The sequence below is a fragment of the Roseateles sp. genome, from assembly GCF_039929605.1.
Taxonomy (GTDB): Bacteria; Pseudomonadota; Gammaproteobacteria; order Burkholderiales; family Burkholderiaceae_C; genus Pelomonas.
This window is the reverse complement of sequence record NZ_JBDSQX010000068.1, coordinates 1-12745: the sequence shown is the minus strand read 5'-3', so window position 1 is coordinate 12745 and position 12745 is coordinate 1. Positions and strand designations below refer to the sequence as shown.

Annotated in this window: 11 protein-coding genes and 1 riboswitch; of the genes, 5 read left to right on the top strand and 6 right to left on the bottom strand. The window is 67.7% G+C overall.

All coding sequences use genetic code 11. The features are described from left to right. Nucleotides 1–647 (bottom strand): adenosylhomocysteinase (locus tag ABIS05_RS09550; protein WP_348010135.1); only part of this gene is annotated, 647 nt, incomplete at its 3' end. 75 nt (nucleotides 648–722) lie between these two features. Further along, nucleotides 723–797: riboswitch (S-adenosyl-L-homocysteine riboswitch) on the bottom strand. Continuing rightward, nucleotides 766–1716, bottom strand: coding sequence for an AraC family transcriptional regulator (locus tag ABIS05_RS09545; RefSeq protein WP_348010134.1), 951 nt, complete (start codon nucleotides 1714–1716; stop codon nucleotides 766–768). Its footprint overlaps the riboswitch before it by 32 nt. A 155-nt stretch (nucleotides 1717–1871) precedes the next feature. On the opposite strand from ABIS05_RS09545, the gene ABIS05_RS09540 reads away from it, so the two are divergent. Then, complete coding sequence (locus tag ABIS05_RS09540) at nucleotides 1872–2882, top strand: aldo/keto reductase (protein ID WP_348010133.1); 1011 nt, start codon at nucleotides 1872–1874, stop codon at nucleotides 2880–2882. On the opposite strand, the gene ABIS05_RS09535 is transcribed toward ABIS05_RS09540, so the two are convergent. From ABIS05_RS09535 to ABIS05_RS09520, 3 genes are all read right to left on the bottom strand, one after another. Further along, a complete protein-coding gene (locus ABIS05_RS09535) occupies nucleotides 2872–4125 on the bottom strand; it encodes an MFS transporter (RefSeq protein WP_348010132.1) in 1254 nt (417 codons plus the stop codon). The genes ABIS05_RS09540 and ABIS05_RS09535 overlap by 11 nt on opposite strands. A 48-nt stretch (nucleotides 4126–4173) precedes the next feature. Next, a complete protein-coding gene (locus tag ABIS05_RS09530; protein WP_348010131.1) occupies nucleotides 4174–4524 on the bottom strand; it encodes an RNA-binding protein in 351 nt (116 codons plus the stop codon). A 414-nt stretch (nucleotides 4525–4938) separates the two neighbouring features. Beyond that, nucleotides 4939–6045: a DNA glycosylase AlkZ-like family protein gene (locus ABIS05_RS09520; RefSeq protein ID WP_407074837.1), complete on the bottom strand. Its 1107-nt coding sequence runs from the start codon at nucleotides 6043–6045 to the stop codon at nucleotides 4939–4941. A gap of 170 nt (nucleotides 6046–6215) precedes the next feature. Here ABIS05_RS09520 and yajC point away from each other — a divergent pair, with 170 nt between their 5' ends. The 4 genes from yajC to ABIS05_RS09500 all read left to right on the top strand — a co-directional run bounded on the left by yajC (nucleotide 6216) and on the right by ABIS05_RS09500 (nucleotide 12119). Beyond that, a complete protein-coding gene (yajC, locus tag ABIS05_RS09515; RefSeq protein WP_348010129.1) occupies nucleotides 6216–6545 on the top strand; it encodes a preprotein translocase subunit YajC in 330 nt (109 codons plus the stop codon). Nucleotides 6546–6623: 78 nt separating this feature from the next. Beyond that, entirely contained in the window at nucleotides 6624–8528 is a 1905-nt protein-coding gene (gene secD, locus ABIS05_RS09510) for a protein translocase subunit SecD (protein WP_348010128.1), read from the top strand. Nucleotides 8529–8537: 9 nt separating this feature from the next. Further along, nucleotides 8538–9572, top strand: a complete 1035-nt coding sequence (gene secF / locus ABIS05_RS09505; RefSeq protein WP_348010127.1) for a protein translocase subunit SecF — start codon at nucleotides 8538–8540, stop codon at nucleotides 9570–9572. A 45-nt stretch (nucleotides 9573–9617) separates the two neighbouring features. Beyond that, complete coding sequence (locus tag ABIS05_RS09500; protein WP_348010126.1) at nucleotides 9618–12119, top strand: DUF1631 family protein; 2502 nt, start codon at nucleotides 9618–9620, stop codon at nucleotides 12117–12119. Between the two features lie 53 nt (nucleotides 12120–12172). Here ABIS05_RS09500 and ABIS05_RS09495 read toward each other — a convergent pair whose 3' ends face one another. Continuing rightward, complete coding sequence (locus ABIS05_RS09495) at nucleotides 12173–12625, bottom strand: DUF494 domain-containing protein (protein WP_348010125.1); 453 nt, start codon at nucleotides 12623–12625, stop codon at nucleotides 12173–12175. Between the last annotated feature and the right edge of the window lie 120 nt (nucleotides 12626–12745).

The following is a 12745-nucleotide window of genomic DNA, read 5'->3' as shown; positions in this document are numbered from 1 at the left end:
GCGCGGAACAGCAGCGTGCCCTTGGCGGACATTTCCTTCAGGCGGTGCACGCCCGTGGTCGTCTCTTCCGTCACGCCGATGATTTCGGCGCTCTTGCGGGTGTACCAGGTGCCGTCCTGGGCGACCTTGGCCTTGATGGCCGCGAACAGCACGCGCTCTTCCTCGCTGCCGGGGTTGGCCAGCACGGACAGGTCCTTCTCGGCCTTCTGGCCCAGGTGCATCAGCAGCGTCGCGTCGCCGCCGTCGTCCAGGATCATGTTCGGGCCTTCACCCGCTTCGCCCTTGCCGGCGAATTCGAAGATGCGGTGGGTGTAGTCCCAGTAGTCTTCCAGCGTCTCGCCCTTGTAGGCGAACACGGGCGTGCCGACGGCGGCCAGCGCGGCGGCGGCGTGGTCTTGCGTGGAGAAGATGTTGCACGAGGCCCAGCGCACTTCGGCGCCCAGTGCCTGCAGCGTTTCGACGAGCACGGCGGTCTGGATGGTCATGTGCAGCGAGCCGGTGACGCGCGCGCCCTTCAGCGGCTGGGTCAGCGCGTGCTCCTTGCGGATGGCCATCAGCGCCGGCATTTCATGCTCGGCGATCTTGATTTCCTTGCGGCCCCAGGCGGCGAGGGACAGGTCTTTGACGAGGTGGTCGGTAGTGCTCATGCGGGCTCCTTCAAGCGAATGAAGCCGCTGGGTGCGTACGAGGGGAGATCAAACCTCACCCCGGCACGGATGGCCAGCGGGTGAGCGCAGTTGCAGGGTGGAACTTCCGAGCCTGGCCTCAAGGGTGAGGTTGCAACGCTCCTCGGAAGGAGGCGGATTCTAGCCCGCAGCTGCCAGCTTTCGCCCGTAGAAGCGAGATGTCCTCCCGCGGAGGAGTACCGAAAAGGCGGCGGTATTCACGGCTGAACTGCGACGGGCTCTCGTAGCCCACGCGGTGCGCGGCGCTGGCGGCGTCCAGCCCGTCGCCCAGCATCAGCTTGCGCGCCTGTTGCAGCCGCAGGGTTTTCTGGAATTGCAGCGGCGACAGCGCCGTGAGCTGCTTGAAGCGCAGATGCAGCGTCGACGGGCTCATGTGCGCCAGCCCGGCCAGCTCGTCGATGCTGAGGGGCTCGGCAAAGCGGCGCGTCAGTTGCTCGATGACGCGGTTGAGCCGGCGCGCCACGCCGTCGCCCTGGGCCAGTGCGCGCAGCCGCGGCCCCAGCGGCCCAGTCAGCACGCGGTAGAGGATCTCGCGCTGCAGCAGCGGCGCCAGCGTCCGCAAGTCCTGCGGGCTGTCCAGCAGCTGCAGCAGGCGCAGTGCGGCGTCCAGCAGCGGCGCGGTGACGGGTGCGACCTGCAGGCCGGCGTCGGCCTCCGCAGCCGGGGCTTCAGCGTCCAGCAGCAGATCGGCCAGCGCCTGGGTCTCGCAGCTCAGGCGCAGGCAGACGTAGGGCTTGTCCGGGCTCGCCTCCAGCACCCGGCCGCGCGGCAGCGCCGTCACCGGCACGAGCAGGTATTGCATCGCGTCGTAATGCACGACGCGCTCACCCAGCTGCGCCTGCTTGCGCCCCTGCAGCACGAGCACCAGACCGGGCTCGTAGATTGCCGGTACCGGCTGGGCGGGGGCGCTGGCGCGGATCAGGCGCAGCCAGGGCAGGGCCGTCTGATTGAGGCCGTCGCCAGGCGCACGGGCGAGCGCCAGCGCAACGGTGCGCTCACGCAGGGCTTGAAGGTCGTCATTGGTCGGCATGCGGGAGATTGTGCAAAGGCTTGGGTCGGGCTGGCGCGTCTTGAGGTCTCGCCCCGGAGGATCGGGCAAGCATGTCCGAGCTTTGTGCTGGGTGACAAGGCCGCCGGTTTCTAAGCTCTCGCTGTCCCGTCGATGATTCATTCAAGGAGCACACCATGACCCACTCACCACTGCCATCCCTGCCACTGCGCCGCCTCGGCACCCACGGCCCCGAAGTCTCTGCCCTCGGCCTGGGCTGCATGGGCATGTCCGATTTCTACGGCCCGGCCGACGACGCCCAGTCGCAAGCCGTGCTGCATCACGCGCTGGATATCGGCATCAACTTCCTCGACACGGCCGACATGTACGGCGTCGGCGCCAACGAGCGCCTGCTGTCGTCGCTGCTGGCCGTACGCCGCGCCGAGGTCGTCATTGCCACCAAGTTCGGCCACGTCCGTGCGGCGGATGGCAGTCCCGTGCGCATCGACGGCAGCCCGGCCTATGTGCGCGAAGCCTGCGATGCCAGCCTGCAGCGCCTGGGCGTGGATCACATCGACCTCTACTACCAGCACCGCGTCGACAAGACCGTACCCATCGAGGAGACGGTCGGCGCGATGGCCGAGCTGGTCAAGGCCGGCAAGGTCAGGCACCTCGGCCTGTCCGAAGCCTCGGCCGCGACCATCCGCCGCGCCCACGCCGTGCACCCGATCGCTGCCGTGCAGACCGAGTACTCGCTGTGGAGCCGCGACGTCGAGGCCGAGATCCTGCCGACCTGCCGCGAGCTGGGCATTGCGCTGGTGCCTTACAGCCCGCTGGGCCGTGGCTTCCTGACTGGCGCCATCCGCTCGGCCAACCAGTTAGCCGCCGACGACCGCCGCCGCATCCACCCGCGCGTCCAGGGCGAGAACCTGGATCACAACCTGGCGCTGGCCGATGCGCTCGCGGCGCTGGCCGAGGAGTGGAGCTACACGCCGGCCCAGCTCGCGCTGGCGTGGCTGCTGGACCAGGGCGACAACATCATCCCGATTCCCGGCACGCGCAGCATCACGCGGCTTGACGAGAACGCGCTGGCGGCCGGTATCCAGCTCGACAACGGCCGGCGCGACCGCATCGCCACGCTGCTGGCTGCGCACGCCGTGTCGGGCACGCGCTACCCGGCCGCGCAGATGGGCTCGGTCAATTTGTGACGGCGGCGGTCGTGCTGCGGTAGGCCCAGAAGCGCGGCAGCAGGAAGCCTGTCGCGATGACGCACACCAGGCAGATCAGGCCGCCGATCCAGATGGCGGGCGCCACGCCCCAGGCGTCCGCCATGAAGCCGGCCCGCGCGTTGCCGATGAGCGGGCCGGTCAGGTAGCTGATCATCTCGATGCCGGCCAGCCGCCCGCGCAGCGTGTTCGGGATCGTCTCGTTCCAGATCGTGCCGCGGAACACGCCGCTGACCATGTCGGCGGCGCCCGCCACGGCCAGGCAGACCAGGCCCAGCAACAGGCTGGGCGCAAAGCCGAGCGCGACGATGCCCAGCGCCCACACCGCCGCCGCGATGACGACCGCGCGGCCGTGGCGCGAGACCTTGCTCGTCCAGCCGCTGAACAGGCCGATGGCCAGCGCGCCGACCGACATGGCCGACAGCAGCCAGCCGACCGACTCGGTGCGCCCATCCGCCGCCGCCATGGCCGGGAACAGCGCGATGGGGAAGGCGAAGGCCATCGCGACGATGTCGACGATGTAGGTGCCCATCAGCACCGGTCGCGCCCAGGCGAAGCGCAGGCCTTCGGCCAGATCGGCCAGCAGGTGCGGGCGCTCGGCGGGTGACTCGACGTGGCCGATGCTTTCGCGCGGAATGCGGGCGATGAAGAACAGCGCGGCGATGAAGGTCACGAAGTCGAAGATGTAGGCGCCGACCGCGCCCCAGCGTGCCAGCAGCAGGCCCGCGAGCGCCGGCCCGGCCACCATGCCCACCGTGCCGCGCACGGACGACAAGGCCGCCACGGCCGCGTACTCCTCGGGCTTGGCGAGCTTCTGCGTCAGCGCCTCCAGCGCCGGGCGGTGAAAGCCGCTGGCGCCCTGCAGCACGGCCACCAGCGCGTAGATCGCCAGCAGACTCGGCAGGGCGCTCAGCGCGTTCAGCAGCAGGCCGGCCAGGCACAGTGCCATCAGCAGCTCGGAGCCGATCAGCAAGCGCTTGCGGTCCATCCGGTCCGCCACCGCGCCGCCCAGCAGGCCGCAGACGACAACGGGGATCAATTGCACCAGCCCCAGCAACCCGACCTGGGCGTTGGAATGCGTCAACTCATACAGCTGCCACGGCACGGCCACGTAGCTGACCATCGTCCCCAAGCCGGAGATGAACTGGCTGGCGAAGAGGCGGCGGAAGGCGGTGTTGCGGCGCAGTGGGCCGATGTCGAGCAGCATGCAGTCGTGGAAGGACAAAAAAAGACCGACTCAGGAGAGTCGGTCATTCATGGAGAGCCGCAGCGCTCAGTAGCGGCCACCACCGAAGCCGCCCGTGCCGTAGCCGACATCCGGACGCTTGCTTGCGGTGTAGCCACCGGCGCCGTAGCCGCCCGAATCCTTGTTGGTTTCGCGGGGGCGGGCCAGGCTCACGACGATCGAGCGGCCGTCGACGGACATGCCGTGCAGGGCAGTGATGGCGGCCTGGGCGGCTTCGGGAGTCGCCATTTCCACAAACCCAAAGCCCTTGGAAATGCCGGTTTCCCGGTCCATCATGACCTTGGCGGAAGTCACGTTGCCGAACTCGGCAAAGTTGCTTTTCAGGCTGGAATCGGTCACGGAATAGGGCAGGTTGCCCACGTAAATTTTGCTGCTCATGGTCGAGCCTTTCTGAGTGTTAGCGCACCGTCGGGATGCGGTTCTGCGAATCCGCAAATGGGAGTTCGCAGCGTGTGGATGGCGTCAGCAAGGAGGCATGCACGCTTGCAGCCAGCCTGAGTGACGGCAAGTAGCCGAGTAGCTTTGCGTGACGCAAAGATCGTTTCGAAACGGAATACACGGCGACAACTTCCGTTGCCCTGGGCGCGGCGAACCGAGAACGAGGAGCGGAAGTGGCGACGGTCGGTCAGGTGTGTCGGTGTCGAAACGACGTACTTGCCCGCGGAGATGTTGCTGTTCGAAATCTTGTTCAGTCAGGACTACAGGCTGGCATTTTATCCAGATGCGTCGCCGCATCACTCCGGCGACTGCTGCGCAACCCTGCTCACGGTCCATTGAGGCGCGACATTCGCCTCAACCGAGGTCGGCTCCCAAGAACGCCGCCAGCCTTTCGCACTCCATCTCCAGTGCCGTCTTGAACCCCGCCTCGCGCGGCGGCGTTGCGGCGACATAGCCGCACTCCACCTGCAGCCGCCCGCCCTTCACGCTCGCATTCGCCCAGCCGATGACCTGGTCGCGCCACAGCAGCGGCAGCGCGTAGTGCCCGCGCACGCGTTTGACTGCGGGCGTGTAGGCCTCGAAGCGGTAGGCCCAGCCCCACAGCAGCTCGAAGCGACGGCGGTCCCACACCACCGGATCGAACGGCGCCAGCAGCCGCACCTGCGCCGGGATGCGCCAGCCTCGCGCCGGATCTTCCTCAGCTGGCCAATACCAGTCGACGCCGTCGACCCGCGCATGGGCGAGCCGCTCCCTGGCGCGGGCGAGGGTCGGCTTGCGCAGGCCTTCCCATTGGTGGGCGGCGTGAAAGAGCATGTTGATGAGCTGCGACAGGCTGCCGGCCGGCAGCGGCGCGTACTTCTGCACCAGCACGTCGGTCATCGCGTCCATGGCTGCCTGCGGGTCGGGGTGGGCCTGCCATTGCGGCGCCAGGCGGTAGACGCGCGTGCCGCTGTCGCGCCGCACGACGTCGAGCCGCCCCCGGTAATGCAGGCCGTCGAGCAGTTCGGTGGACAGGCGGCTGTTGCCGCCGAACCAGTTCTTCACCGGCCCGTGGCCCAGCGCCGCGTCGACGTCCGCCGGGTGGGCCTCGCCCAGTCGTTCGACCTCGGCCAGCACCGCGTCGGCCTGGCGCCAGCGTGCCTCGTCCCACACGCGGCGCGTGCTGCGCGGATGCATCAGCGCGCGCAGCTCGGGTGTGACGAAGCCATAGTTGATGAAGAAGTCTTCCTGCAGCGGCAGGCGCGGGTAGCGGTGCTCCAGGTCGCCGGCCTGGTAGCCCTTGACGCGGTGGCGCAGCGTCAGGTCTTGCGCGCGGGCTGGGGCGCGCAGCGGGTCGGCCTGCACGAAGCCGCCGAGCTTCTCCACGGCCTTCACCAGCGTCGTCGGTGTGAACAGGCTGCGCGCCACGGCATATCGGCGCAGCGCGGGGAGGGTCATGTCGATGTCAGCGTGGGTGGGCATCCGAAGTGGCCCAGCGGTACGCCGGCTGTTGTCGCGCAAGGCGGCGACCCAGGGCGCCCTTTTTAGGCCGCCGGCAGGTTAGCAGGGCGCTTGGGGTCGTCATGTGGGGCGGCACTAGAATTGCCGGTTGTTTTGGGTGGCCACAGCCGCCTCAACCCTAGGAAATCACCGTGTTCATCTCCAACGCCTACGCCCAGGCCGCTCCGGCAGCAGCCAGTTCCGAATCGGGCCTTCTCGGCATGCTGCCCCTGGTGCTGATGTTCGTCGTGCTCTATTTCGTGATGATCCGGCCGCAGATGAAGCGCCAGAAGGAGCACAAGGCCATGATCGAGGCGGTGGCCAAGGGTGACGAGGTTGTCACGGCCGGCGGCATCATCGGCAAGGTCAGCAAGTTGGGTGACAACTTCATCCACGTCGAAGTGGCCAACGGCGTCGAGCTGCAGCTGCAGCGCAGCGCCATCACCCAGGTTCTCCCCAAAGGCTCCGTGAAGGCAGCTTGAAGTCAGTCGGCGCGGCGCCATCTCCGGGGCCCGCCGGCGCTGATTACGCCGTTCAGGCGCCTACAAGGAAGTCTCCCAATGAACCGCTATCCGCTCTGGAAGTACGCGATCCTGCTCGTCGCGTTGCTGATCGGCATCCTCTACACGCTGCCCAACCTGTTCGGTGAAGCGCCGGCGGTGCAGGTGTCTTCCGCCAAGGTCACCGTCAAGGTCGACACCGCGCTGCAAAGCCGCATCGAGGCCGCGTTGAAGGACGCCGGTGTCCAGCCGGACTTCGTGCAGTTCGACGGCAACTCCATCAAGGCCCGATTCGGCGACACCGACACCCAGCTCAAGGCCAAGGACGCGATCAGCAAGGTGCTGAACCCCGATCCGGCCGATCCTGTCTACATCGTTGCGCTGAACCTGCTGTCGCGCTCGCCGCACTGGCTGACCGCTCTGCATGCCAACCCGATGTACCTGGGCCTGGACCTGCGCGGCGGCGTGCACTTCCTGATGCAGGTCGACATGAAGGCGGCCCTCACCAAGAAGGCCGAGGCGCTGACCGGTGACGTGCGCACCATGCTGCGCGAGAAGAACATCCGCCACGCCGGCATCAGCCGCGATGGCAACACCGTGTTGATCGCCTTCCGTGACGCCGAGCAGCGCAAGGCCGCTGAAGACCTGCTGAAGAACCAGATCCCCGAGGTCATCTGGGCGCCGCGCGGCGAAACCAGTGAGCTGCAACTGGCCGGCAGCCTGTCGCCCAAGTCCGAGGTGGCGGTGCAGGACGCCGCGCTGAAGCAGAACATCACGACGCTGCACAACCGCGTCAACGAGCTGGGCGTGGCCGAGCCGGTCATCCAGCAGCAGGGTCTGGACCGCGTCGTCGTGCAACTGCCCGGCGTGCAGGACACCGCCAAGGCCAAGGACATCATCGGCCGTACCGCGACGCTGGAGTTGCGCATGGTGGACGATGGCGCCGAGGCCATCGAGGCGCTGAAGGGCAACGGCCCGGTGCCCTTCGGCACCGAGCGCTTCATCGACCGCAGCTTCGGCCCCATCATCGTCAAGCGCCAGGTCGTGCTGACCGGCGACAGCCTGATCGACGCTCAGCCCGGCTTCGACGAGAACCACAACCCGGCCGTGCACCTGACCGTGGACGCCAAGGGCGGCCGGATCATGAAGGAGCTTTCGCGCGAGAACGTCGGCAAGCGCATGGCCATCCTGCTGTTCGAGAAGGGCAAGGGCGAAGTCGTCACGGCGCCCAAGATCAACACAGAGATCAGCAACCGCTTCTACATCTCCGGTGCCATGACCACGCAGGAGGCCGCCGACACGGCGCTGCTGCTGCGCGCCGGCTCGCTGGCCGCGCCGATGGAAATCATCGAAGAGCGCACCATCGGCCCAAGCCTCGGCAAGGAAAACATCGAGAAGGGCATCGCCAGCGTCACCTGGGGCTTTGCCGCCGTGGCGGTGTTCATGTGCATCTACTACCTGCTGTTCGGCGTGTTCTCGTCGCTGGCGCTGGGCTTCAACCTGCTGCTGCTGATCGCGGTGCTGTCGATGATGCAGGCCACGCTGAGCCTGCCGGGCATTGCTGCGATCGCGTTGGTGCTGGGCATGGCCATCGACTCCAACGTGCTGATCAACGAGCGCGTGCGCGAGGAACTGCGCGGCGGTGAAACGCCCCAGCAGGCCATTCGCCTGGGCTACGAGCGCGCCTGGGCCACCATCCTGGACTCCAACGTGACGACGCTGATCGCCGGCGTGTCGCTGCTGGTGTTCGGCTCCGGCCCGATCAAGGGCTTTGCCGTCGTGCACTGCCTGGGCATCCTGACTTCGATGTTCTCGTCCGTCGTGTTCTCGCGCGGCCTCGTGAACCTCTGGTACGGCCGCCAGAAGAAACTCAAGAGCGTGTCCATCGGGCAGATCTGGAAGCCTGAAGCCGACAAGCCCGCTACAGAGACGACCGCAGCGACCGACGTGGCCGCCAAGGTCTAAGGATTCAAGATGGAACTCTTTCGCATCAAGCGCGACCTGCCGCTGATGAAGCATGCGTTGATCTTCAACGCCATCTCCTTCATCACCTTTGCCGCCGCCGTGTTCTTCCTGATCACGCGGCCCCTGCACTTCTCCATCGAATTCACCGGTGGCACCGTCATGGAGGTGGCCTACCCGCAGGCCGCCGAAATCGAAAAGACCCGCCTGGTCGTCGAGAAGATGGGTTACGGCGAAGTCCAGGTGCAGAACTTCGGTTCCTCGCGCGACGTGATGGTCCGCCTGCCGGTGCGCGCCGGCGAGAAGCAGACGGAAGTCGTCGACAGGGTCTTCGGCGAGCTGTGCAAGGCCGAGGCCGCCACCGTCACCCATCACAACCAGATCACGCCCCAGGGCGAGCAGGTCGACAAGCAGATCTGCGCCAAGGCCGATGGTGCCGAGCCCATCAAGCTGTCGCGGTCTGAGGTCGTCGGCCCGGCCGTCGGCGCCGAGCTGGCGCGTGACGCCGCCTACGCGCTGCTCGCGACCGTCGTCGGCATCATGATCTACCTGTCGATCCGCTTCGAGTGGAAGTTCGCGGTCGCCGGCATCATCGCCAACCTGCACGACGTGGTCATCATCCTGGGCTTCTTCGCGTTCTTCCAATGGGAGTTCTCGCTGGCGGTGCTGGCGGCCATCCTGGCGGTGCTCGGCTACTCGGTCAACGAGTCCGTCGTCATCTTCGACCGGGTGCGCGAGGCCTTCCGCAGGTTCCGCAAAATGAACACGCACGAGGTCATCGACCACGCCATCACGTCGACGATGAGCCGCACCGTCATCACGCACGGCTGCACGCAGCTGATGGTCGTATCCATGCTGCTGTTCGGCGGCCCGACGCTGCATTACTTCGCCGTTGCGCTGACCATCGGCATTTTGTTCGGCATCTACTCTTCGGTTTTCGTCGCCGCCGCTATCGCCATGTGGCTGGGCGTGAAGCGCGAAGATCTTGTCAAGACGGCCGTGAATCGCGACGACCCCAACGACCCGAATGCCGGGGCCGTCGTGTAGAGTGATTCGCTACTGCCACTCCCGCCGCGCCGCCCTCACTCCCTCATGACCGCCGCCCGCAACCAGGCCCTGGCCACGCAGGCACGGCGCGTCTACCTCGAAGCGCTGGTGCGGGGCATGACCCCCCTGGTGGCGGCGATCGGCCTGGGTGCCACGCAGCAGCTCTCGCAGGGCGCGCCGCACGCGGTCATGATGGCGCGACGCGACGCGGTGCAGGCCTGGCACAAGCTCGGCCCCAACTGGCAGATGGCCATCGTCGGCGCGCTGCGCCACGCGGCCGTGCACGGTGTTTCCGACAACGCCCGCGAGCACGATGCCGGGGTGCAGGCCCAGTCGCAGAAGATGAGTCTGGTCGACGACTCGACCATCGAGCGCGAGATCACCAGCTCGCGCCTCGCCCTGGTCATGATGGACCGCGCGACCTGGGAGTTCACCGACCTGCGCACCCGCATGCAGTCGCTCGAATCGCATGACGACCTGGAGCCGCTGGACCTGCTGCGCGCCCACGTCATCGCTCGCATCGCGCTGGACGCCTGGACCCGCGTCGGCCTGGACGTCAACGTCTGGCAGCTGTTGCACCACGAGCTGCACGAGGAATTCGCCCAGCTCATCAGCGAGGCTTATCACGAGACCAACCGCTGGCTGATCGCGCAGAAGGTGTTGCCCGAGGTCGATCTGCGCCCCTTCATCCGCCGCACCGCCCAGGCCGCTGCCGCCGCGACGGCCGCTGCTGGTGCCCCGCCCGCGCCCGCCGTGGCGCCCACGCCGGCGCCGGTCGCTTCCGGCCTCGCGCCGCTGACCGTGCCGTCGGGCAGTGGCGAGCTGCCGCGCAGTCGGGCCAGCTCGCAGGCCGACGAGGTCATGGCCCAGCTGCAGCGGGTGCTGGCCCGTCATGTGCCCGGCTTTCCGGTTGCCAAGAGCCAGGTGAGTCAAGTGAGCCAGGTGCCGGCGCGCCCCGGCGGCGGCAAGCCCAGTCTGGCGGGCCTAGGCGCTGCGCCTGCCGGCCGCAGTGGCGGCGGCGGCGGCGTTGCGGCCATGGGCGGTGAGAGCGGCGGTGCCCGTCCCTCGCTGGCTGATGCGGCTCCGGCTGGGAATGCCGTCTCGCCCCGGCTGCTCGGCGCCATCAAGCATGCCCAGGAATCGCTGCAGCGCCGCCCCGGCGTCGCCCTCAGCAGCGCCCCTGGCAGCAGTGGCGCCGACGCCAGCAGCCACAGCGCGCCGCGCGCGCTGGAGGAGATCGGCGCCCGCAACCAGGCCTTCAAGCAGGTCCTGAAGCAGGCCGCCAGCAACCCGGCCGAGCGCGCGACCATCGAGATCGTCGCGATGATGTTCCAGAGCATCCTGACCGAGGAGCGCATTCCGGCCACCGTGCGCGTCTGGTTCGCCCGGCTGCAGATGCCGGTGCTGCGCGTGGCGGTCAGCGAGCCCGACTTTTTCGCCGCCGCCGACCACCCGGCGCGCCGCCTCATCGACCGCATGGGCGCCTGCGTGATGGGCTTCAACGCGGCGCAAGCCAACGGGCCCGGTTCGGAGCGCGCCAGCAGCGACGCGCTGGAGCGCGAGATCAAGCGCGTCGCGCAGGTCGTCGAGGCCTACCCGGACACCGGCCGGCGTGTCTTCTCCACCGTGCTAACCGAGTTCGAGAAGTTTCTCGACCACTACTTCGAGAACGAGAACCAGGCCTCCAAGCGCGGCGTGTCGCTGGCCCAGCAGGTCGAGCAGCGCGAGACACTCGCCATCCAGTACACCATCGAGCTGCGCAAGATGCTCTCCGAAGTGCCGGTGCAGGACGGCGTGCGCGACTTCCTCTTCCACGTCTGGGCCGATGTGCTGGCCGTCACGGCCGTGCGCGTTGGCGCCCAGGCCGATGTCACCAAGTCCATGAAGCGCGCTGCGGCTGACCTGATCTGGTCCGCCAGCGCCAAGTCCTCCCGCGAGGACCGTGCCGACGTCATCCGCCGCCTGCCGCCGCTGCTCAAGACGCTGCGTGACGGCATGAGCCACGCCGGCCTGGCGCTGGACAAGCAGGACGACCATGTGCGCCAGCTCAACAACGCGCTGGCTGCCGCCTTCACGGCCAAGACCGCCGCCATCCCGCAGGAGCGCCTGGACGAGCTGATGGACCAGCTCGAAACGCTGGAGGCCATGCTGCCGGAGGACATCGACGGCGACACCCATGTCGACGAGATGCTGGTGCGCGACCTGTCTGGCCACGAGTCCGACGGCATGGAGGTCGTGGCCGAAGGCGGCTCCGCACCCACGCCGGCCATGGTCGCCTGGGCCCGCGAGCTGCAGGTGGGCGGCTGGTTCATGCTGGACTACCGCGGCCGCAACGAGCAGGTGCAGCTGGCCTGGCGTGGCCTGCGCAAGCAGCTGGCGCTGTTCGTCACGCCCAAGGGCCGCGGCGTGTTGTTCTCTTTGAACCGCATGGCTGCGTTCCTGCAGGCCGGCCTGCTGCTGCCGGCCCAGGACGAAGCGCTGACCGTGCAGGCCACGCGCAAGGCGCTGGCCAAGCTGGATGCCGACCCGGATCAGTTGCTGAAGTAACGGCGCGTCCGACCTGCGGAATTGAAAACGGCGCCCGAGGCGCCGTTCTTGCTTCAGTGGATCAACCGATCCTCGGGGGCGACGAAGAGCTCGTCCAGGATCAGCGCATCCGGCTCCTCACCCAGGCTCCAGAACACCATCAGCACGATGATCTTCAGGTCTTCCAGGTCCATGGGCGTGCCGGGGATGGCCATCGCGCGGTCGACGACCATCTCGCGCATCGGGCCGGGCAGCACGCCGGCGGATTCGAGGAAGCTGACAAAGCCAACCGAAGACTCGCCCAGGTGCTCGATCTCGGCAGGCGAGTAGACGCGCATGGCGCTCTCGCTCTGCTCGCCCTGGTAGGACTCGCCGGCCGCAGCCAGCCCGTCCAGCCAAGAGAGAGCTTCCTGGATTTCGTCGTTCTCGAAGCCCACCGCCGTCAGCTTGCGCGTTAGCTGCGCATGGTCGGGGCAGGCGTCCGGGCGCCAATAGGTCTCGTAGAGATAAACCAGGACATCGAACATCGTGAGGGGATGATAGCCCAGCGTTTCGGCCGGCCCGGCCGCGAATAACCCCCGGGATCGGGCTCTGATGGACGCAGTCAGGCGCCAGGAGCGCGGGAGGCAGAGGGCTATGTCCTCTGC